18 protein-coding genes and 1 tRNA gene are annotated in these 21,169 nt (G+C 67.1%); 10 read left to right on the forward strand and 9 right to left on the reverse strand.

Annotation, left to right across the window (positions count from 1 at the left end; genetic code table 11):
• Positions 1-73: 73 nt before the first annotated feature.
• Both NI1_RS08980 and NI1_RS08985 read right to left on the reverse strand, forming a co-directional pair.
• Entirely contained in the window at positions 74-649 is a 576-nt protein-coding gene (locus NI1_RS08980; RefSeq protein ID WP_067816730.1) for a TerD family protein, read from the reverse strand.
• 76 nt (positions 650-725) lie between these two features.
• Entirely contained in the window at positions 726-1,217 is a 492-nt protein-coding gene (locus NI1_RS08985; RefSeq protein ID WP_067816733.1) for a hypothetical protein, read from the reverse strand.
• 542 nt (positions 1,218-1,759) lie between these two features.
• Between NI1_RS08985 and NI1_RS08990 the strand changes: the two genes are divergently transcribed.
• The gene (locus NI1_RS08990; RefSeq protein ID WP_439957244.1) at positions 1,760-3,220 is read left to right on the forward strand and encodes a stealth family protein; all 1,461 of its coding nucleotides are present in this window, start codon (positions 1,760-1,762) and stop codon (positions 3,218-3,220) included.
• 12 nt (positions 3,221-3,232) lie between these two features.
• On the opposite strand, the gene NI1_RS08995 is transcribed toward NI1_RS08990, so the two are convergent.
• The 6 genes from NI1_RS08995 to NI1_RS09020 all read right to left on the reverse strand — a co-directional run bounded on the left by NI1_RS08995 (position 3,233) and on the right by NI1_RS09020 (position 10,365).
• The gene (locus tag NI1_RS08995; protein WP_067816735.1) at positions 3,233-4,183 is read right to left on the reverse strand and encodes a phosphodiesterase; all 951 of its coding nucleotides are present in this window, start codon (positions 4,181-4,183) and stop codon (positions 3,233-3,235) included.
• Between the two features lie 133 nt (positions 4,184-4,316).
• Complete coding sequence (locus tag NI1_RS09000; RefSeq protein WP_067816738.1) at positions 4,317-5,732, reverse strand: MATE family efflux transporter; 1,416 nt, start codon at positions 5,730-5,732, stop codon at positions 4,317-4,319.
• Complete coding sequence (locus NI1_RS09005; RefSeq protein ID WP_084522963.1) at positions 5,729-6,856, reverse strand: PLP-dependent cysteine synthase family protein; 1,128 nt, start codon at positions 6,854-6,856, stop codon at positions 5,729-5,731. Before NI1_RS09005 ends, NI1_RS09000 begins: the two co-directional genes overlap by 4 nt.
• A 47-nt stretch (positions 6,857-6,903) precedes the next feature.
• Positions 6,904-8,208, reverse strand: a complete 1,305-nt coding sequence (locus NI1_RS09010; RefSeq protein ID WP_067816741.1) for a type III PLP-dependent enzyme domain-containing protein — start codon at positions 8,206-8,208, stop codon at positions 6,904-6,906.
• 91 nt (positions 8,209-8,299) lie between these two features.
• Positions 8,300-9,262 (reverse strand): ornithine cyclodeaminase, encoded by a 963-nt coding sequence (locus tag NI1_RS09015; RefSeq protein WP_067818008.1) that lies wholly within the window; start codon positions 9,260-9,262, stop codon positions 8,300-8,302.
• A 23-nt stretch (positions 9,263-9,285) separates the two neighbouring features.
• Positions 9,286-10,365 carry a TauD/TfdA family dioxygenase gene (locus NI1_RS09020; protein ID WP_067816743.1) on the reverse strand — a complete coding sequence of 360 codons (1,080 nt, stop codon included), beginning with the start codon at positions 10,363-10,365 and terminating at the stop codon, positions 9,286-9,288.
• Between the two features lie 221 nt (positions 10,366-10,586).
• Here NI1_RS09020 and NI1_RS09025 point away from each other — a divergent pair, with 221 nt between their 5' ends.
• From NI1_RS09025 to NI1_RS09055, 7 genes are all read left to right on the forward strand, one after another.
• Entirely contained in the window at positions 10,587-11,345 is a 759-nt protein-coding gene (locus tag NI1_RS09025; protein WP_067816746.1) for a lytic transglycosylase domain-containing protein, read from the forward strand.
• Between the two features lie 253 nt (positions 11,346-11,598).
• Positions 11,599-12,885, forward strand: coding sequence for a phosphopyruvate hydratase (eno, locus tag NI1_RS09030; protein ID WP_067816749.1), 1,287 nt, complete (start codon positions 11,599-11,601; stop codon positions 12,883-12,885).
• A 27-nt stretch (positions 12,886-12,912) separates the two neighbouring features.
• Entirely contained in the window at positions 12,913-13,593 is a 681-nt protein-coding gene (locus NI1_RS09035) for an FtsB family cell division protein (RefSeq protein ID WP_067816752.1), read from the forward strand.
• Complete coding sequence (locus tag NI1_RS09040) at positions 13,590-14,129, forward strand: DUF501 domain-containing protein (protein ID WP_067816757.1); 540 nt, start codon at positions 13,590-13,592, stop codon at positions 14,127-14,129. The genes NI1_RS09035 and NI1_RS09040 overlap by 4 nt, the downstream gene beginning before the upstream one ends.
• A gap of 4 nt (positions 14,130-14,133) precedes the next feature.
• The gene (locus NI1_RS09045; protein ID WP_067816760.1) at positions 14,134-15,111 is read left to right on the forward strand and encodes a Ppx/GppA phosphatase family protein; all 978 of its coding nucleotides are present in this window, start codon (positions 14,134-14,136) and stop codon (positions 15,109-15,111) included.
• Positions 15,112-15,237: 126 nt separating this feature from the next.
• Positions 15,238-16,704: a peptide MFS transporter gene (locus NI1_RS09050; protein WP_067816762.1), complete on the forward strand. Its 1,467-nt coding sequence runs from the start codon at positions 15,238-15,240 to the stop codon at positions 16,702-16,704.
• A 114-nt stretch (positions 16,705-16,818) separates the two neighbouring features.
• Positions 16,819-16,895, forward strand: a tRNA-Leu gene (locus NI1_RS09055).
• A 218-nt stretch (positions 16,896-17,113) separates the two neighbouring features.
• Here NI1_RS09055 and NI1_RS09060 read toward each other — a convergent pair.
• On the reverse strand, positions 17,114-18,307 hold the full coding sequence (locus tag NI1_RS09060; RefSeq protein WP_067818011.1) for an NAD(P)/FAD-dependent oxidoreductase: 1,194 nt from the start codon (positions 18,305-18,307) through the stop codon (positions 17,114-17,116).
• Positions 18,308-18,548: 241 nt separating this feature from the next.
• On the opposite strand from NI1_RS09060, the gene NI1_RS09065 reads away from it, so the two are divergent.
• Both NI1_RS09065 and NI1_RS09070 read left to right on the forward strand, forming a co-directional pair.
• A complete protein-coding gene (locus NI1_RS09065; RefSeq protein ID WP_067818014.1) occupies positions 18,549-19,541 on the forward strand; it encodes a hypothetical protein in 993 nt (330 codons plus the stop codon).
• Positions 19,531-20,994 carry a hypothetical protein gene (locus tag NI1_RS09070; RefSeq protein WP_067818012.1) on the forward strand — a complete coding sequence of 488 codons (1,464 nt, stop codon included), beginning with the start codon at positions 19,531-19,533 and terminating at the stop codon, positions 20,992-20,994. Before NI1_RS09065 ends, NI1_RS09070 begins: the two co-directional genes overlap by 11 nt.
• Positions 20,995-21,169: the final 175 nt, after the last annotated feature.

Consider the following 21,169-nt stretch of genomic DNA (forward strand, 5'->3'; position numbering starts at 1 on the left):
GCCGAGCGGATCCCGAATGAGCAGCGGCGGCGCGGACCCTGCCCGCGCCGCCGCTCGGCGATTGCACCGCCGTTCAGACATTGACCCCGTAATCGCGGGCGATACCCGCCAGCCCGGACGCGTACCCCTGCCCGATGGCCCGGAACTTCCATTCGTTGCCGTGCCGGTACAGCTCCCCGAACACCATGGCCGTCTCGGTCGAGGCGTCCTCGGTGAGATCGAAGCGGGCCAGCTCGGATCCCGTCATGGCATCGATCACGCGAATGTAGGCATTGCGGATCTGGCCGAAGGACTGCCGGCGGATCTCGGCCTCGTGAATCGAGACCGGGAAGAAGATATTGGTGATGCTGGGCGGCATGCCCGCGAGATCCACATTGATGGTCTCGTCATCGCCTTCACCCGCGCCGGTCAGATTGTCACCGGTGTGCTCGATGGTGCCTTCGGGCGAGCGCAGGTTGTTGTAGAACACGAAATGCGAATCCGAGAGCACCCGCATATTCGCTCCACAGGCCAGCGCGCTCGCGTCCAGGTCGTAATCGGCCCCGGTGGTGGTCCGTACGTCCCAGCCCAAGGCGACTGCGACCTTGGTCAGGTTCGGGGCCTGCTTGGACAGCGAAACATTTCCGCCCTTGGCCAGACTGACGCTCACAGTTCTCCTTCCCCGCGGTGCATTCACACCGCATCCCCACCCGATTATGGTCGATGCGGGGATCCCTCGCGCACGTTCAATTCCGCCGTTCCGCCGCCATCTCTTTCAGGGTCGCCACCCGCGACTCCAGGTACTTCAGCTCGGTGGCGTCGAGCACGGTGCGCTGGATGCCGGTGAGAACCGCGAAGGCGGACTGGCGATGATCGTCGATCACCTCCACGTCGATGGCGACCGCCGCGTAGTCGGCGGCACCGGGCATCGGATCGGCCAGCACCCGCGCCTTGCCGCGCGCGCACAAAGCCACGTTCCCGCCGCCGAGAATCAGCAGCGCCACCTCCGGCCGCTCGCGCAGCCGGGCCAGGGAACCGCGATCCGATTTCAAGCTGAGCAGCACCCGCCGGTCGCCCGCGCGCACCGGCCACGAGACCGGAATCGCGTGCGGCGCCGGATCTGTGGTCACCAGCACCGCGATGGTGTCCTGGGGCCACTCGGGCAGGGCGTCGAGTTCGGGATGTTCGGGGTGCATATGCGTCGAGGGCTCCTGACGTTCCCGCGCTTCGGCTACCATCCGCGTCACCTCACCATCGGTTTCGCACAGCGGGCTGGACTGTGCTGTCACGAGTGTATGTCGTTGTCGCCGTGCCGCGCTCGTGACCGAATCGAGCGCCCGCGACGCGCGTCGCGCGCGACTCGCCAGTTACGTGTGTGAAAACACCATCGGACCTGCGGGGTAATCGATTGACGGGAAGCGATAACAGTTGCATCATTCGTTACAGTCCCCCGTCCAGTCGGGGTCTTGCGAGTAGCCGGTCGATGACCGCCCGGTGAAGATCGTCCGTCCAGTTCTCGGCGGAGACGAACGCGAACAGTATTCAACCGTGACGCGCCAGCGTCCATCGAGTGAGCGAGGTGAACCCGAATGATGTTCCGGCCCAATCCAGATCAGCTTCCGACGTCGTCCGGAGTCACCCTCTCGGCTCCGTTCTTCTGAATTCGCGCAGCAGGTTTCGCGGCGAGCGCCGGCACCGGGTCATCCGGGGCCGGCGCGGGCCGCGGACACGTGTGATCGGTCGTGAGGTGTAGCAGCGCAACAACAGAGCGGAGATGGTGATGGTGGATATGGGTTCGGGGCAGCAGCCGGCGGTGGAGATGGTGTCGGGTTCGACGGTGGCGAATCTGGTGGTGTCGGCGGCGGTGATCGACGACTTGCGGTATCTGCGAGCGGAATTGACCGCGGCGGAGGTGTCCTTCCTGCTGGTGCGCGATTCCGATCACCGGCTGGTGCTGGCGGTCGACAGTGCGCATCGCCTCGCCCTGCGCCGGGTGCTGGGCGCGGCGATGGTGGCGGGGTTCTCGTGTAACGAGAAGCAGCACAATGTGTTCCGGCTGGGGCGGGACCTGGACCCGGCGCATCACGTGGAGATCGAACTGTGGGACCACCACGGCGACACCGTGGAGTGCCCGCGCCCGAACGCGCTGACCCGCAATGTCTTCGACGTCGCCGATGTCGAGCCCACCACCGTCCTGCTCTACGACGTCGGCTGGCCCACCCTGGCCGGCATGTTCGCGCCCCACCCCACCGATGTCGGCTTCGATATCGACCTGGTCTTCTCCTGGGTGGACGGCACCGATCCCGAATTCCGGGCCCGCCGTGCGGGAATGCTCGCGCAGGTGGTGGTCGGCGAAGGCGACGACGCGGATGCCCGCATCCGCCAGATCGACGAACTGCGCTACGCGCTGCGCTCGGTGCACAAGAACGCGCCGTGGATCCGCCGCATCTTCATCTGCACCGACTCCCGGGTGCCGGACTGGCTGGCCGAGGACCCCAAGGTCACCATCGTGCGCGCGGTGGACCATTTCTCCGATCTGTCGGCGCTGCCGGTCTTCAATTCCCATGCGGTGGAGTGCCAGTTGCAGCACATCGAGGGGCTCTCCGAGCACTTCCTGTACTCCAACGACGACATGTTCTTCGCCCGCCCGGTGCGGCCGTCCATGTTCTTCACCCCGGCCGGGATCAGCCGCTATATCGAGGCGGGCACGCGCATCGGCCCGGGGGCCAACAACGAACGCCGCAGCGGGTTCGAGAACGCGGCCCGGGTGAACCGCCGCCTGCTGGCGGATCGCTTCGGCCACATCATCATCCGGCATCTGGAGCACACCCCGGTGCCGTTGCGCCGCAGCGTGCTGCACGAGATGGAGGCGGCATTCCCGGAGGATTTCGCCCGCACCCGTGCCAGCCGTTTCCGGGCCGCCACCGATATCTCGGTCACCAATTCGCTCTACCACTTCTACGCCCTGCTCACCGGCAGAGCCGTCCCCCAGGAGGCCGCCAAGGTCCGCTACGTCGACACCACCCTCTACACCGGCCTGGCCCTGCTCGACGGCCTCGCCAAGCGCCGCAATGTGGACTTCTTCTGCCTCAACGACGGCAGCTTCCCGGAGGTCCCCGAGGCCGAGCGGGTTCGCGCGGTGTCGGAGTTCCTGGAGACCTACTTCCCGGAACCCGCGCCCTGGGAGAAGCCCGAAACCGTCGCGGGCGGCCTTACCGCCTTCGAATCCGGCGCGGCCTGAACCGGATCGGGGCTAGCCGACCGTTTCGCCGTCGGCCTCGGTGGCGGTACGGCGGCGCAGCACGTGCGGAATGCCGGCGGCGGGCGGAATAACGATCCCGGCTTCGGCGAGCCGCCGCGCCGCCTGTTCGGGCGTCGCGGGCTCGCCGACCGTCGGGCCGCTGCCGATCGGCACCACCGAATGCACGATGGTGTCCGGGTAGATGTGCACGTAGTTGAATCCCTGCGCCCCGTCGCGACCACGCAGCCCGCCGGTCTCGACGGCCAGGTCCTGGGTGTAGCAGGTGGCGGAGGCGACCGAGACGGGAATGCCCGCGAAGCTGGCGCTGGTCGAGAAGTGCAGGTGCCCGGCGAGAATCGCGCGGACATCGGTGCCGTCCAGCACATCCGCGAGCCGGCGTTGATCGCGCAGCTCCACCGTCACCGCCAGATCCAGCACGCAGGGGATGGGCGGATGATGCATGGCCAGTACGGTGCCGAAGGGCGCCGGTTCGGCCAGCACCTCGCGCAGCCACTCCAATTGCTTGTCGGTGACCGCGCCCCAATGCTGCCCGGGCACCGTGGTGTCCAGGGCGATGACCCGCAGCCCGTCGAACATGTGCACGCTGTCCAGCGGTGTGACAGCACGCTTTTCGTCCAGCAGATGCTGCCGTAGTTCGGCGCGGTTGTCGTGATTGCCGGCCACCCACACCAGCGGCGCGCCGACTCGCTCGGCCCACGGCTGCACCAGATCGCGGAGCTTGCGATACGCCCCGGGCTCGCCCTGGTCGGTGAGATCGCCGGTGAAGACGATGGCCGTCGGCTTGATCCCGCTGGCTTCGGCCTGTCCCAGCAGCTCCCGTAGCCGCGCCACGGCGTCGACGTCGCCGTACAGGTCGGCGTCGGGCGCGATCAGATGGGTGTCGCTGAAATGGAACAGAACATGGTCGGCCTTGGGATACTCGGCGACTCTCGAGATGTGCACGGATCCTCCCCGCGTCTGGGTGTGCGCCTCTGGCTTGCCGATTCAGTTCGCCAGAATAGCGAAGCCCTTTCTTCCAGCGTGCCCGTGCCCAGTGACGGCATGCTTGCGGGAAGGTGAGTTTTACGTGTCGGGATTAGTGCCCGAGGCTACCGGCCAGCACCCGCGGATGTTCCTGCTCACGTTCGTGCAGCAGGGTGAAGTAGCGGCGCAGCATCAGCACAGCGGTGGTGGCGAGTCCGGCGGTGAGCCCCCACCAGACTCCGGCCGCGCCCAAGTGCACCGGGAACGCAAGTAGCAATGCGGTGGGCAATCCCACAGCCCAGTACCCGACCAGCGAGAGCCGGAACCCGGCCTTGGTGTCCTTGAGCCCGCGCAGCAGTCCGACGCCGATGTTCTGGGCGGCATCGAAGAATTGCAGCACGATGGCGATCAGCAGCAGGGTGTGGGCGAGGGCCACGGTGGCGGCGTCGGTGTCGTCCAGGAACGGTCGCAGCACCCAATCCGGGGCCGCCACGTAGACGATGCCGGTGAGCGCCGCGACGCCCGCCGCGTAGCGCAGCGCCAGCCACGCCACCGAACGGGCATGCGGGAACTCGTCTTTGGCGACGGCCTTGCTGACCAGGATGGAGGCGCCGTGCGACAGCCCGATCGCCACCTGGAAGACGATGTAGACGATCTGGTAGACGACATTGTGCGCGGCCAGCGCCGCCGCCCCGATACTGCCCATGACCAGCGCCAGCACCGAGAACATGCCGGCCTCGGAGCCGTAGGTGAGCGCGATCGGCAAGCCCAGGCGCAGTTCGGCTTTCACCGTTCCGGCGTGCACCGGCCACATCCGGATCGGCAGCGTCCGGCCGAGTTTCGGGTCCCGGCGCACCATCGCCCAGAACACCCCGAAGGTGATCAGGAAGACCAGCGAGGTGGCCACGCCGACACCGGTCAGGCCGAGCTCGGGCAGGAAGAACCAGCCGTGCATGAAGCCCAGGGCGAGCACCACATTCAGCGCCACCGAACCCAGCGTCACCAGCAGCAGCGCCTGCGGGCGCTGCATCCCGACCGTGTACTGCCGCAGCACCTGGAACCACAGGCAGGGCAGCAGGCCCGGTGCGAGGGCGACCATCATGGGCCGGGCTTCGGCCAGCACCGCGGCGTCCTGGCCCAGCCAGCGCAGCGCCCAGCCCAAGCCGATCAGCAGTGCGCCGCCGAGGATTCCGGCGACGGTGGCGATCAGGAAGCTGGAGCGCACCACCTCCCGGACCTCGGCATCGGCGCCGCGCGGTTTTCCGCTGGCGCGCGTGTGCTTCTCGGCCCGGCTGACCACCGTCGCGACCTGATTGCCGGTGCCGGTGATCAATCCGACGCACATGGTGCGAATCTGGTTGAACAGCACCAGCGCCAGCCCGCCCGCCGCCACCTGCCGCACCCCGAGCGTGCCCATCAGCGCGATATTGGTGGTCGAAACCGCCACTTGGGCAAGCTGAGTCAGGGCGATGGGCGTGGCCAGCGCGGTGAGCTGACGTCCATCGGAGTGCCGCGGGCCGAGGTTCATCGGGCCGCGGCCCCTTCCAGCTGTTCGGCGGGCACGAGAATGGCGTGCGTGGTTCCCGCCGGGCGCCGCGGCCGCCGGTGTCCGGGGGCGAAGTGGTCGAGCAGTTTCGCGACGTGGCTCTCGGTCTCGGCGTCGACCAGGTCGCGGTCGTTCATCCAGTCGTCGTCGAAGACGGTGTCGAGATACTTCTCGCCGCCGTCGCACACCACGGTGATCACATTCGAGCCGGGCGGGAACTCGTCCATCCGCTCCAGCGCCGCGAACACCGATCCGCCGGCCGATCCGCCGATCATCAGCCCGAGTTTCGCGGCCACCACGCGGGCGGCGGCGAAGGCCTCCACATCGGAGACCTTCAGGCCCTGCTCGAGCAGCCCCAGATCCTCGGCCACGATCTTGCCCGGATCCGCGCCCTCGGGGGTGCCGGTGCCAGACTGCCAGTACGGCCCGGCGGGACCGCCGAAGGCGATCGAGCCCACCGGTTCCACGCCGTACAGGACTGGCCGGTGCCCGAGCTCGCGCAGGCGGCGGGCCGCACCGAAGAGCGAGCCGCCGGTCCCGACCGCGGAGATCAGCACGTCCACCCGGCCCAGCGCGGCCAGCAATTCGTCCGCGAGCGCGTAGTAGCCCAGCGCGTTGGCGTCATTGTTGTGCTGTTCGGTGAAGTAGGTGTTGGGGGTGCGCCCGGCGGCGATCGCCGCCTCGCACTCGGCCAGTGCCATCCGTTCGGCCAGTTCTTCGCGGGCCGAGGTGGCGAGGCTGTCCGAATCATCGTCCTCGTCGACATAAACCAGCTGGGCGCCCATGGCTTTCATCGCTCGCAGTTTGTCCTTGCAGGCGTGGTGATCCACCACCGCGGTGAAGCGATACCCGCGTTCGGCCGCCACAACCGCCAATCCGAGCCCGGTGTTTCCGGAGGTGGATTCGATAATGTGCCCGCCGGGCGTCAACCGTCCCCGGCGTTCGGCGTCGTCCACCATGGCGCGGGCCATTCGGATTTTCGCGGTGCCGGTCGGGTTCATGTTCTCGAGCTTGAGGAACAGTCGAGTGCCGGTATCGGTAGCGGCCAGTTCGAACAGCGGCGTCTGCCCGATGAGGTCTGTCACACGGCCGGTGACAACCTGCATGTCCGTATCTCCTTGCGGGTGAAATGTGCGCGGATGGGTTCCGGTCTTCAGCGGAGCGCCGTGGGCCCGTCGATTGTCCACTCGAATTCTGCACCCTCGGCGTCGGAAAGGACGACCTTGGGTGGAATTGGCAACTCGTGGAAGCCGGATTCGTTGCTGTCCATCTGATAACCGGCGGTATTCGGATAAATCAGTAGATCGCCGCGCCGGGCGGCGCGCGGCAGCGGTATCCGCCGCCAGCTGAGCATGTCGTCCTCGAGACAGCTGGCGCCGCCGACACAGGTCGGTGTGACCCGGCCCGGGCGCGTCGGCCACAGCACCGGATCGGGCAGGTACTCGGAGTCGAACCATTGCTCGGACAGGCTCAGGCTGGTGCCGTTCACGGTGAGGATCGTGTACGGATGACCGTGTGCGGTACGGGTTTTGCTGCCCTGCACGGTGAAAACCGTACTGCCGGCGCGGTCTACCAGCGCCCGGCCCGGTTCGATGGCCAGCCGGATGTCGGCGGTGCGCAGCCGGGTGCCCAGATGCTCGTGCTCGAGAATCCGCTCGAGCATGCGGGGGCCGGGGCAGGGGAAGTGGTACGGATAATAAGACTCCAGCTCGGGCGCGTGTTCCTTGTGGAACCACAGCGGATTCGAGGCGCGCGCGAAGGCCCGCCAGTGCTCCGCCGGAACGTAGTCGACACCGAAGCCGCCGCCGATGGAGATGGTGTCCGCCGGATGCCCGAGCCGCCGGGCCGCACGGCACCGCTCGATCAGCAGCAGGGCCATCTCCGCACGCGGCGCCGCCTCGTAGCCGCTCAGGTGGAAGCTGAAGCCTTCCAAGCGAATCGAAGCCGGGTCGATGGCGGTGAGCGCCGCTTCGAGCTCCGCGTCGGTGAGGCCGAAGCGGCTGGCGGAGTGCGGTGGCAGCACCCGCAACAGCACCCGGGCCTGGAGTCCGGCCAGCAGGTGCAGTTCCTCCGGGCTGTCCACGGTGATCAGGGCCGCGTGCCGGACCGCCAGCCGCAGCAGGCCATCGGATTTGGCGGGCCCGGTCACCACCAGGTCGCGGCCGGTGACGCCGCCGGCGAGAGCGGCCCGGAATTCGCCCTCGCTCGAAACATCGACTCCGATACCGGATTCCGCGCAGGCGCGCACCACGCACTCGGCTTTGTTGGCCTTCTTGCCGTAATAGATGGTTCCGGTGATTCCATTGCGGGCGTACACATCCTGAAACGCCCGGATATTCTCGGTGACGCGGGCGGGATACATGACGTGGAACGGTCCGTCGATCGCGGTGGCGAGGACTTCGAGCGTTTTCTGGTCCGCGAGCAGCCGCTCTTCCCATTCGTCTCGGTGCGCGGGCATCGGCAAAGCGGTAATTTGGGATCTATCCGGAAAGTCGAAGGCTTTGGCGGTTGTCAGAGCTATCCCCTCTCAGCGATGAATCGGGTATCTCTCAATCCCAAAGCGGCACCTCGGTCCCCCGGCCCTCCGCAATGGCGCGTTCCGCCAGCGCGTGCGCGACGGCGATATCGGTGAGCACCAGCCCACTGTTGTAGACGAAAATGCGTTCGCCATCGGTTATACGCCCGACGGCGCGGCGTGCCAGAATTTGCGGCAATTCGGCATCGACACGCCGTAGTCGGCCGTCGGGACCGGACATATCGGTCCCCGTGAGCGCCATTTGCTCGGCGCTGGTGGCGATGACGCGATCGGCTTCGGTGAGAGTCGAAGGGGCCAGGCCGTATCCGACGAGCACGACGGTCGACCCGGGGGCGAGATCCTTGGCCTCGAGGGCCACCTTGGTGCCGGGGCCGGCGGTCGCCAGCACCACATCGGCGGTGCGCGCCGCCGCCACCGGATCGCTCACGATCTCCAGCTCGGCCTGCGGATGATGGTGCAGCAGTTGGCGATACACCGCCTCGAGACCTTCCGGGTGCGTCCCGTAGAGCAGCAACCGGTTCAGCTGCGGGTTCGCGGCGAGCAAGTGGGGGAGGGCATTGCGGCCCTGGGTTCCGGTGCCGATGAGCAGCACACTGCGCGCACCCGGCCGGGCGGTCTCGCGAACCAGCAGCGCGGAGACCGCCGGCGTGCGCAGTGCGCCGATGCGCGAGCAGTCCATCATGGCGATGGGCATGCCGGTGGCGTCGTCGTAGAGCGTGATCGTGGTGTAGTAGCGCTTGGTGCTGCGATCGTGGTGCGGATCGAACTTGTAGGAGGTCTTCATGGCCACCACCCGGCGCCGGCCGTCACGGCCGAGCATGGCGTAGGCGACCGACCAGCCCTCCGGATGGGCGACGCTGAGCTTGCGGGGATTGTCCGAATCTCCCGATGCCAGTGCCAGGTACGCCTCCTCGACGGCGCGCACCACCTCGGCCGGGGCGATCGGGACATCGGCTAGGTCGCTACGGCTGAGCACGCGTAGCGGGGTGGGTCTGGTATTCACTCGGCGGGTCCTCGGCTAGTGCGGAACGGGGCCACCACGCACTGCCCGTATCCGTCCTCGGCGGCCTCGTACGCAGCGCGATGGCGCTGTGGCAGCCGGATATTGACCCGCTTGAGCCAGCGGTCGGTGCCGTCGTAGCGGGGCGTGAACGGCACCCGTCCGTGCACCACCACGTCATTGTCCACCAGCAGGATCTCCCCGGGGGTCAAAGCGGCGGTGACGCAGACCCTTTCGAGTTCGGACGCGAGCTTGTCGTAGGCGGAACGGAATTCGGCGTCGGCTTCGTCCAGAGGGGTGTACGCGGGATCGAAACGCAGGGTGGCTTGGCCGTTCTCGGTGTGCAGGGTGATCACGGGCGGGGTGTGCGCGGCCGGGAAATCGGTGCCGTAGGACACGTCGGGCAGGATCGGCAGGGTGGCGCGGCCGAGCCGTTCGCGTTGTGCCGCATCGAGTTCGGCGCGGTGCACGCAGGAGACCGTGGTGCCGACCCGGTCCGGATTGCGCAGGCAGCCGAGCATGAGCAGGTTGGCGCGGCGCGGATGGAAGGCGTCCTCGGTATGCGGGCTCAGCAGCGTGGTGCTCGATGCCCCGGACTGCTCGTGTTCGTGGCCCGGGGTGGGCAGGATGTTGTTGACCAGCCGCCCGCCCTGCTGGCCCTGCCAGCCGAAAGGCTCGCCCGCGCAACGCGCCAGCAGCAGCATGGCGATATCGAGTTCGAAGCTGGCGGCGCGGCGTTCGGGATCTCCGGCCCAGCCGGCGGCCTGCCGCCAATCGTGGGGTGTCTGCCCGAGTTCGTCGTCGCTCAGCGGTAGCCGTCCGATGACGGTGACGCCCGCGTCGGTGGCGGGCGGGCGCATGGCCTCGTGCACCGCGTCGGGGAGGCGGCCGTAGCGAGCGTCGATGTGGCCGAGCAGGATCGGATCGCTGAGCGTGGCGGTCATCGCGGCGTCCGGCGTCAGTGTGTCGGCTATCTCAGCGGCGAGATAGCGCACCGCGCGCGCGGCGGATTCCGGCAGGTCGCGTCGTTCGAGTTCCGTGGGGTGAAGCGTCTTACGTTCGGAGAGAACGCTTTTCACCAAAGGGGGTACCTTCCTGACTGGGAGGTGACGTGGTGTTTTCAGGCCCGGTGGGGAAAGGTATTCCCATCTAGAAGATTTGGCAAGGCTTACCTAAAGCGTGTCGTGACAAATAGCTTCGATGCATGAAACGGCCAGCGGGAGGGTAACTGAAGCGCATCGATGCGCGCGACTCGTCCCTTCGCTGTTCACGATTGTGGAAAGGAGCCCGATCCATCTGGATGATGAACAGGGTGCGTCTCTCCAAGGCCGGTCTCCGCGCCACCCCCTTACGCGCCGGCCTGCTGGGCTCGGTGTGTGCTCTCGTGCTGCTGACCGGTTGCGGCTCAGTCGATCTCACGCCCATCCCCGACGGCACCCCGCCGGGTCTCGGCGCGCCGCTGCCCGCCATCGACCTGGATGCGCCCGGCCGCAGCGCGGGACAGCTGTCCGCCTGGGCCGAGGAGAACTCGGGCCTGGGCATCCCCACCACCTCGCTCGAGGCGTACGGCTACGCCGCCGCCGTCATGGCGCGTTCGCGTCCCGACTGCGGCATCGGCTGGACCACCATCGCCGGAATCGCTTCGGTCGAAAGCAAACACGGCACCCACAAGGGCGCGGATGTGTCATCGGACGGAAAAGTCAGCCCGCCCATCCGAGGCATCGCCTTGGACGGCAGTCCCGGCGTAGCTCTCATAAAGGACACCGACGGCGGCAAATTGGACGGCGACCCCGTCTACGACCGCGCCCTCGGTCCCATGCAGTTCATCCCCGAAACCTGGCAGCGCTGGGGCTTGGACGCCAACGGCGACGGCGTCGCCGACCCCGACAGCATCGACGACGCGGCCCTCACCACCGCCCGCTACCTCTGCGCCATGGGCGGCGACCTGACCGCGGCCCCCGGCTGGGAAAAAGCGTTGCTGACCTACAACCAGTCCACCGCCTACATGAAGAAGGTCCGCGACCGAGCCGCTGCGTACAGTGTGGGCCGCAAAGCCTGAGTCGGTGTTGACCAGCCCGATTCAAGGAGATTGTCCCTTCGTCAATCCAGTTCGCCCAAGGTTCGCGGCCGTCTGATTCTGGACTGACGGAGCGGGGGAGCGAAGCGGAGGAGCGGAGGAGGGAAGAATCAGACATAGGGGCCGCGAACCACGCCCGGAGCGAAGCGGAGGGCAGATCGGACACTGCTAGGCTCGGACCCGCACGGACTACCCGTGCGACCTGCCGAGTCAGCAGCCGAAGGAGTGTCGTTTCGTGGCCATCATCGAACAGGTCGGAGCTCGCGAGATCCTGGATTCGCGTGGCAATCCCACTGTCGAGGTCGAGATCGCTCTCGACGACGGCACCCTCACCCGCGCGGCGGTGCCCTCCGGCGCCTCCACCGGTGAGCACGAGGCCGTCGAGCTGCGTGACGGTGGCGACCGCTACAACGGCAAGGGTGTGCTGAAGGCCGTCGAGGGTGTCCTCGACGAGATCGCCCCCGCCGTCATCGGACTCGACGCCGTCGAGCAGCGCACCGTCGACCAGACCCTGCTGGATCTGGACGGCACCCCGGACAAGTCGCGCCTGGGCGCCAACGCCCTGCTGGGTGTTTCGCTCGCCGTGGCCCGCGCCGCCGCCGAATCCTCGGGCCTGGAGCTGTTCCGCTACGTCGGCGGCCCCAACGCCCACGTCCTGCCCGTTCCCATGATGAACATCCTCAACGGTGGCGCGCACGCCGACACCGGGGTGGACGTGCAGGAGTTCATGATCGCGCCGATCGGTGCGGCCACCTTCAAGGAATCGCTGCGCTGGGGCGCGGAGATCTACCACACCCTCAAGTCGGTGCTGAAGGCTCAGGGCCTGTCCACCGGCCTGGGTGACGAGGGCGGCTTCGCGCCGGACGTCGCGGGCACCAAGGCCGCGCTCGACCTGATCGCCACCGCCATCGACAAGGCCGGCTACAAGCTGGGCACCGATGTCGCGCTCGCGCTCGATGTCGCCGCCACCGAGTTCTACACCGCCGGTTCGGGTTACAAGTTCGAGGGCTCGGTGCGCACCGCCGCCGAGATGAACGACTTCTACGCCGAACTGCTCACCCAGTACCCGATCGTCTCGATCGAGGACCCGCTGTCGGAGGACGACTGGGACGGCTGGGTCGCGCTCACCGACTCCATCGGCGACAAGGTGCAGCTGGTCGGCGACGACCTGTTCGTCACCAACCCGGAGCGCCTGGAAGAGGGCATCGCCAAGGGTGCGGCCAACGCACTGCTGGTGAAGGTCAACCAGATCGGCACCCTGACCGAGACCCTGGACGCGGTCGACCTGGCCCACCGCAACGGTTACAAGACCATGATGTCGCACCGTTCCGGCGAGACCGAGGACACCACCATCGCCGACCTGGCCGTGGCGGTGGGCTCGGGCCAGATCAAGACCGGCGCGCCCGCTCGTTCCGAGCGCGTCGCCAAGTACAACCAGCTGCTGCGTATCGAGGACGCCCTCGGTGACTCGGCTCGCTATGCGGGCGACGTCGCGTTCCCGCGTTTCGCGTTCGAAGGCTAAGAATCCCAACGGAGTTCGAGGTGTGAGATGACGGAGCGACGGGCACGCGGCACCAGTCCGGCCGGACGCGGTGATCGCCGCCCGTCGCGGTCCGCCAAATCACGCACCGGGGGTAAGCGCGCCGATTCGGCGCGCACCACCTCCGAGTCACGGACCGGCGGCGGGAAGGCCAAGAGCCCCCGCGGCCGGACCACCTCGCGCACCACTGCCGGGAAGCGAGCGGTGAATCGCCGGACGAAGGCGAAATCCGGTCGCACCGAACACAAGATCCTCGGGCTCTCCACCGGCCGCGCGGTACTGCTGGCCGCCGTGCTGTGCGGGCTGGCGCTGACGCTGGCCGTCCCGCTGCGCACCTACTTCACCCAGCGTGCCGAAGCCACCCAATTGGCTTCCCAGCGGGCGCAATTGGAGGAGGAAGTGGCCAAGCTGCGCGATCGCCGTGCGCAGCAACAGGATCCGAGCTACATCAAGGCCGAGGCGAAGGATCGCCTGCGCCTGGTGATGCCCGGTGAAACCCCCTACATCGTGCAGGTCGCCGGCATCGAACAGCCGGCCGTGCCGATCCCCGCCGCCAAGACGCGGGAACCAGACCCCTGGTACACGGAGCTGTGGCGCTCCATCTCCTCGCCGCAACCCGTTGCCGCAGCACCGAATCCGGCCCCGCCCGGACCCGCAGTGATCCCGACCGAGGAAGGAAAACCCAGGTGACTTCAGCCGAGAACCGCCCATCCGAGCAGGATCTCGAGGTAGTCGCCAAACAACTCGGCCGGGAGCCGCGCGGCGTGCTGGCGATCGCCTACCGCACCCCGGACGGCCTGCCCGCGGTCGTGAAGACCGCCCCCAAGCTGCCGGACGGCACGCCGTTCCCGACGCTGTACTACCTCACCGATCCCCGCCTCACCGCCGAGGCGAGCCGCCTCGAGACCACCGGTCTCATGCGCGATATGAGCGAAAGGCTCACGCGGGACCCCGAATTGGCCGCCTCGTATCGCAAGGCGTACGAGAGCTACCTGTCCGAGCGCAATGCCATCGAGGATCTCGGTACCGACTTCGCCGGCGGCGGCATGCCCGATCGGGTGAAGTGCCTGCACGTGCTCATCGCGCACTCCCTGGCCAAGGGCCCGGGCCTGAACCTGCTCGGCGACGAAGCCGTCGCCTTGGCCGCCGACAACGGCTTGCGCGGCACCGCGATTCCGGCAGACTGGCCGCACAGCGAGCAGTACCGGGCGAAGTCGGAGGACTAGATACATGAGCGAGCGGATCGCGGGCATCGACTGCGGCACCAATTCCATCCGGCTGCTGATCGCGGACGTGACGCGCACGGTGCCCTCACACGAGAGCGATGGCGCCGCACCGCATCTCACCGACGTGCACCGCGAGATGCGGATCGTGCGCCTGGGCCAGGGCGTGGACGCCACCGGTTCGCTCAATCCCGAAGCCATCGAACGCACCCGGGTCGCGCTGCACGATTACGTGGACCTGATGCGCAAGCACGGCGTCACCCGCGTGCGCATGGTCGCCACCTCCGCCACCCGCGACGCCGCCAACCGCGACGACTTCTTCACCATGACCGCCGACGAACTGGGCCGGGCCGTGCCGGGTGCGGTGGCCGAGGTCATCACCGGCGACGAAGAGGCCCGCCTGTCCTTCGCGGGCGCGGTCGGTGAATTGAACGCCGACGAAGGGCCTTTCGTGGTCGTCGATCTCGGCGGCGGCTCCACCGAAGTGGTGCTGGGCGACGCCGGCGGCGTCGCCTCGGCCTACTCCGCCGATATCGGCTGCGTGCGGATCACCGAACGCTGCCTGCACGGCAATCCGCCCACCCGCGAAGAGGTCGCGGCGGCCCGCTTCTTCGCCTCCGAGCGGCTCGCGCAAGCCTTCGGAGTGGTTCCGGTGGAGCGCGCCCACACCTGGGTCGGCGTCGCCGGGACCATGACCACGCTCGCGGCGATCGCCCTAGACCTGCCCGAATACGATTCCGAGCGTGTGCATCTCACCCGCCTGCCGCTGGCCGACGTGCGTAAGGTGTGCGATCGCCTGATCGGCATGGACCACGACGCCCGGGCGGCGCTCGGCCCGATGCATCCCGGCCGGGTGGATGTGATCGGCGGCGGCGCGGTCATCACCGAAGTGCTGGCCGACGAGCTGGCCCGGCGGGCCGGCATTACCGAGCTGATCGTCAGCGAGCACGACATCCTAGACGGAATCGCGCTCTCCATCGCCTGATTGGCGATTTTTCAGCTATCCGACCGCTTGTCGAGCGGTGTTTCATCAGGCCGTTTCCGGGTAAATGTGACGTGAGTCAACCCATGAGGTTGCTGTCAGATTGCCCAATATGGGAAGGTCTGATTCATGTCAGAGGTAGCGCACCCCGCGAAGCCGGTCTCCGAACGCACCCTGTTCGGCCACCCCATCGGCCTCGCGAATCTGTTCGGCGTCGAGCTGTGGGAACGGTTCTCGTTCTACGGCATGCTCACGATTCTCGGCTACTACCTCTACTACTCGGCCACCGACGGCGGCCTGGGCATGGAGAAGGCCACCGCCACCGGCATCGTCGGCGCCTACGGCGGCCTGGTCTACCTCTCGACCGTGCTCGGCGGCTGGCTTGCCGACCGGGTGCTGGGGATGGAGCGCACCGTCTTCTACGGCGGTGTGGTGGTCATGGCCGGCCATATCGCGCTGGCGGTCATCCCCGATCTGGCGGGCGTCGCGGTCGGTCTGATCCTGGTGGCCTTGGGCTCCGGCGCACTCAAAGCTAACGCCTCCTCACTGCTGGGCACCCTGTATTCGAAGGGCGACCCGCGCGCGGACGGCGGCTTCACCCTCTTCTATCTGGGCATCAATCTGGGCGCCTTCGCGGGCCCGCTGATCACCGGCCTGCTCCAGTCGCATGTCGGCTTCCACTACGGCTTCGGCGCGGCCGCGGTCGGTATGGCGCTCGGCCTGACCCAGTACGTGGTCTTCCGCCGCAATCTCGGCGAGCACGGCCGCGAGGTGCCGAACCCGCTGCCGCACACCGCCGTTCCGAAGTCCATCGCCTTCATCGCCGCCTTCATCGCGGTCGTCGTCATCGCCTGGCTCACCGAGCTGCTCACCCTGGAGAACCTGCCCGACGTCACCACCGGCGCCATCGCCGTGGCCTCCATCGCCTACTTCGCCATCATGCTCACCAGCGCGAAAGTCGATGCGACGGAACGCACCCGGGTCCGCGCCTATATCCCGCTCTTCATCGCCAACGCCGTCTTCTGGTCTCTCTTCCAGCAGATCTTCACCGTCCTGGCGGTCTACTCCGACGAACGCATCAACTGGAACGTCTTCGGCTGGGATGCCCCGCCCAACTGGATCGGCTCCATGGAACCGGTCTGGATCATCGCCCTGTCCCCGCTGTTCGCCATCATGTGGACCCGCCTCGGCAACCGCGCCCCCTCCACCCCGCGCAAATTCTCCCTCGGCGTGGTCGGCATGGGCGCCGCCTTCCTGCTCTTCGCCCTCTTCTCCGGCACCGAAGGCAAAACCGTCCCCATCCTCTTCGTCTTCGTAGTCCTCGGCGGCTTCGCCATCTCCGAACTGCTGCTCTCCCCGATCGGCTTGGCCGTCACAACCAAACTGGCCCCCAACGCCTTCCGAGCCCAGATGATGGCCCTCTACTTCTTCTCGGTAGGCATCGGCACCTCCATGTCCGGCGTCCTCTCCAAGTTCTACGACCCCTCCCACGAACTCGCCTACTTCGGCATCACCGGCCTGATCGCCATCGCCGTGGGCATCGTCGTCTGGGCCATCTCCCCCTGGGTCTCCAAACACATGGAAGGCGTCCACTGATCCGATTGCGCCACAGGCCCGGCCACCCCGCCGGGCCTGTGCTGTACTTCCATCCAGAATCACCCGCGAGGGTGATTCCAGCACGACCGTACGGCTCGGTAGTCTGACCCAGACGCCCCCGTAGCCCAATTGGCAGAGGCAGCGGACTTAAAATCCGCCAAGTGTCGGTTCGAGCCCGACCGGGGGCACCACCGACACAATCACTCGACGAGCTGCACGGCCTCACCGAAATGTCGCTCACCATTGCCGAATCCGGCGAGCTCGCCCGGAGCCGTGCTCGGGCGGCGGAGCTGGGCCGGGCCATGCTCGCCGGACCGTCTGATGCACGGCGTCGACGGATTTGCCTGTCGCGGAGGCGATCTCGTCGTGGTCGAGTGCACGAAACGCTCGGTGTGCTCATCGATGGAAATTACAGCCGCACAGTCCTCTCCGGCTCGGCCGGACGCAACTCCTTGCGCCTGCCCAAGCCCATGAAGGTGGGGATCGCGCCGGGCTTGCGGGCCTCCTTGCGGATGGTCGCGATCGGCCCGGCGAGGCCCACCCGCTCCTTGATCTGCCCGGCCACGCGCCCGCCGAGGTACATCGACACGGGTGTGTCGTCACGGCGGCTGAACTGCATCACACCCGCGTGGCTCCCCAAACCCAGGGTGCACGCCACGAACGCCACATCCAGCACGCCGGGTTCGGTTCCGGCGATGCGGGCCAGCACGGCGTCGGCGGCCTGGGCACCCAGGGGCTGGGCGGCATAACAGCTCATCCGCAGTGGCCGCCCCGAGGGTGCGACCGCGTCCCCGGCTGCGACGATGCGATCGTCGTCGATACTGGTCAGCCTCTCATCGGTCAGCAACCGGCCCAGCTCGTCGGTGCGCAGGCCACTGTTCGCGGCCAGCTCGGGCACCCCGAACCCGGCGGTCCAGATGGTGAGCGCACAGGGCAGCTCTTCGCCATCGGCCAACACCACCCCGTCGCGCCGCACCTCGCGCACACGCGCTTGCTCACGTACCTCGACCCCGTTCCCCGCCAGCCATTTCGCCACCGACCGGCGCGCCGGATTCGAGAAATTCGCCGCCAACCTATCGCCACTCACGATCGTGACGGTGCGCCCCTGTTCGACGAGTTCGGCGGCCGTCTCGATGCCGGTGAGCCCGCCGCCGACCACGACGATCGGTGCCTCGGCGGGAACCTCCGCCAGCGCGGCTCGCAGCCGCTGAGCGTGTTCGTATTCGGCGATCGGGTAGGCGAACTCGGCCGCACCAGGTACCGACGCGGGCAGCGCGGCCGTGCTGCCGACCGCATAGATCACATAGTCGTACCCGAGCGCGCGACCCGACCCCAGTTCCACTCTGCGAGCAGCGGTATCGATACGGACCGCACTATCCACGACCAACCGCACACCCGCGCCGAGCAGCGTGTCGTAATCGATAACAGCGTCACCGGTACCCGCCACGAACTGATGCAACCGCATCCGCTCCACGAACCGAGGGCGCGGATTGACCAGCGTGATCTCGATATCCTCACGCAGCCGAAGCCGATTAGCCGCTACGGCACCGGCGTAACCGCCGCCGATGACAACAACTTTGGTGATGGCGTTCAATTCACTCATGCCCACTAGACGCACCACACCGCCGCGTTCTGACATGAAGTGACACGCATCACATTATTTGGGCTGATGCATGTGCAGCTTCTCGAGGTGTTCGAGGGGTACGGAGCGGCATAGGCACTCGGTGAGGCGATACGGGGGCGGTCCCCCGGGGTGGATCAGATTTCGCATCCCGTCCAATCTGTCACGTGTGGTCGATGTTCTCCGTTATGTTGTTGAGCCACAACGGTCTTGGAGGGGTGCGATGGTAGATCAGCTCGACGTAGGTAACGCCAGGGAGGGCATCGGCAGGACCGTCGACAGTCTCGGCAAGGCGGCGCGAACCGCTTCCTCTCAGTTCGCCGGGCAGGTCGGCAACGTCAAGGACGTTGCCAGGGGCAGGGTCGAGAAGCTGACTGCGAAAGGGCCGGACCCTTATGACGTCGCCGTAGCGGAGTACAACGGCGCCTTCACTGCGATGGCCGACAGGGGGCTGTCGCTCTTGCGTCAGCGTGAACGTTCGACGGACCTGATCGAGCTGGTCGAGCAGTTGGTGAACAGCATCGCCAACACCCCGAAATCATTCGACACCGACTTCGACGAGATCGAGGTACATCGGAAACGGTTCCTGCACGCGGAGGATTTCGCTCAGAAGGAGCTGGAAGCGGCGCGGTTGTCGGCGGCCGGTACCGGCGCCGGGTTCGCGGCGGGCACCGCGGTAGCGAGCCTGGCGCCGTCGGCGGCGATGTGGGTCGCCACGACCTTCGGGACGGCTTCGACCGGCACCGCGATCTCGACCCTTTCCGGGGCGGCGGCCAGCCAGGCAGCACTGGCGTGGCTCGGTGGCGGCGCGGTGGCCGCCGGTGGCGGCGGCACCGCGGCAGGCACCACACTGCTCGCGCTGGCCGGCCCGATCGGCTGGACCATCGCGGGCGCGACCCTGCTCGCGTCGATCGCTCTGTTCGCGAAGAAGAAGTTCGAGAACCGAGAGGCGAAACACGAAGCGCTGACAGCGATAAAGCGCAACACCGCCCTCGTCAAAGGCATGGATGCTCAGATCGACGATCTCCTTCAGCGGACGAGCTTGCTCCGCGAAGGACTGGTGAAGAGATACGGCGAAGCGCTGGTGTACTTCCGCGCCGACTTCCACACCCTCGACCCCGCCGGGCGGTCGATGCTGGCTGCGTTGGTGAACAACACGAAGTCGTGCGCGACCATGCTGAGCATGCGCGTCGAACAGGATGCCGATGGTGAGTGACGCTGCCGAATTCGTCACGAACATCCAGGAGCAGGCCGCTGCTTGCTGGGTGAGCTACCTAAACCAGCTCCGCGTGGACAACCTTCTGAGCGCGCTTCGCCAGCGGGACGGGCACCTTCGGGATGCGCTCGCCAGTGTCGACGAAGCCGTCAGGAAGATCGACCTCGAGGTGGTTGCCGCCAACCGCGGCGGTCAGCGTGGCATGCACGGCTTCATCGCCGAGATCGCCGAGGTCGGGATCGGCAACGCACGACAGCAGATCCTCGGCCATGAGTCCGTCTACCAGTGGGTCAACAACAACGGACCCGTCGACCTGATGCGCGGAAGTGTCGAGATTCAGCAAAAGTTCGTTGCAGCGGGTGGCCGCTTCTCGCTCGGCGCGATCATCGAGCACGTCGAGAAATATCCCGAATACGTGCGCAACGGTGGGAAGTACCAGATCCCCCGCGATCACTTCGAAGTGATCCAGCGGCTCTATGCCTTGTCGCCCGAAGAAGCGAGCAAGCTACTGTCCCGCAGCGGCGATGGACCTTCCCTCAAAGACTGGCAGCGGGTCCAGGTGTTCTTCCAAGGCGGATCGGTCGGGTTCGAATCGCTTGAACCCTCGACGCTCGAGTACAACGAGGTGCAGCGCGGTGTCTACACCTCGACCATGGCGACGGAAAAGGACTCGCTCCACGCCACGGACCGGGCACTGCGCGACGACGCCCACCGGCGCAGCCGACCGACGCTGCGCGAGGGAGGCACGGCGGCACTCACGGCCGCCGCGACCGCGGGCGGGACCACGTTCGTACTGGCCGTGGTCGCCAAGCGCCGGGAAGGCAAGCGGCTCAACGAGTTCAGCGGGCGTGACTGGATCGACATCGCGGGCGAGACCGGCTCAGGTTTCGGCAAGGGCGGCGTCCGAGGACTGAGCATTTACGCGCTCACGAATCTCACCGCGACCTCCGCGGCCGTCGCCAACTCGATAGTCACCACAGCCTTCAGCATCGCCGAGCAAGCGAACAAGCTGCGCCGCAACGAAATCGACGAACTTGAGTTCATCGAAACCTGCGAGCTCATCACCTTGGAGGCCGCAGTACGCGCGCTGTCCTCTTTCGTCGGCCAGGCGACCATCCCCATTCCCATTCTCGGCGCCGTCATCGGCACCACGGTCGGCACCGTGATGTACAGGGCCGTCGCATCGTCGTTGACGGAACGAGAGGCGGCGCTGATCAAGCGTTACCTTGATGAGCAGCGCACACTCGACGAGCAGCTCGCCACCGAGTACCAGGCGATTTTGGACCAGCTGGACCAGAGCATGTCGGACTACCTCGGACTGCTCGAACGAGCCTTCTCGCCCGACGTGCAGCTCGCGCTCCTCGGATCAGTCGAGCTGGCGGTGGAACTCGGTGTGGCTCCGAACGAGATCCTGGATTCCGACGAGAAGATCGATGCCTACTTCCTCGATTAGCGAGAGAGTGGGCGGATGCGTTGGGTCGGAAGATCGAGTGCTGTCGCGGAAACGACCGTGGGCCAACGGCATTGGGACCGCGACCTGGGCTCGCAAGCGGTTTGCCGGTAGCCCGGTCCCCTTGCGGCTCGGCTTCTCACCTCGGGAGGTGAGGGCCGGGTCGCTGAGGGCACTG

The sequence above is a fragment of the Nocardia inohanensis NBRC 100128 genome (assembly GCF_001612945.1).
Taxonomy (GTDB): Bacteria; Actinomycetota; Actinomycetes; order Mycobacteriales; family Mycobacteriaceae; genus Nocardia; species Nocardia inohanensis.

Bases quoted from the DNA above. Each gene is read 5' to 3' on its own strand.
- NI1_RS08985 (WP_067816733.1), bottom strand. From the start codon at position 1,217: ATGGTAGCCGAAGCGCGGGAACGTCAGGAGCCCTCGACGCATATGCAC.
- NI1_RS08990 (WP_439957244.1), top strand. From the start codon at position 1,760: ATGGTGGATATGGGTTCGGGGCAGCAGCCGGCGGTGGAGATGGTGTCG.
- NI1_RS09000 (WP_067816738.1), bottom strand. From the start codon at position 5,732: ATGAACCTCGGCCCGCGGCACTCCGATGGACGTCAGCTCACCGCGCTG.
- NI1_RS09005 (WP_084522963.1), bottom strand. From the start codon at position 6,856: ATGCAGGTTGTCACCGGCCGTGTGACAGACCTCATCGGGCAGACGCCG.
- NI1_RS09010 (WP_067816741.1), bottom strand. From the start codon at position 8,208: ATGCCCGCGCACCGAGACGAATGGGAAGAGCGGCTGCTCGCGGACCAG.
- NI1_RS09025 (WP_067816746.1), top strand. From the start codon at position 10,587: ATGATGAACAGGGTGCGTCTCTCCAAGGCCGGTCTCCGCGCCACCCCC.
- NI1_RS09035 (WP_067816752.1), top strand. From the start codon at position 12,913: ATGACGGAGCGACGGGCACGCGGCACCAGTCCGGCCGGACGCGGTGAT.
- NI1_RS09045 (WP_067816760.1), top strand. From the start codon at position 14,134: ATGAGCGAGCGGATCGCGGGCATCGACTGCGGCACCAATTCCATCCGG.
- NI1_RS09050 (WP_067816762.1), top strand. From the start codon at position 15,238: ATGTCAGAGGTAGCGCACCCCGCGAAGCCGGTCTCCGAACGCACCCTG.
- NI1_RS09060 (WP_067818011.1), bottom strand. From the start codon at position 18,307: ATGAGTGAATTGAACGCCATCACCAAAGTTGTTGTCATCGGCGGCGGT.
- NI1_RS09065 (WP_067818014.1), top strand. From the start codon at position 18,549: ATGGTAGATCAGCTCGACGTAGGTAACGCCAGGGAGGGCATCGGCAGG.
- NI1_RS09070 (WP_067818012.1), top strand. From the start codon at position 19,531: ATGGTGAGTGACGCTGCCGAATTCGTCACGAACATCCAGGAGCAGGCC.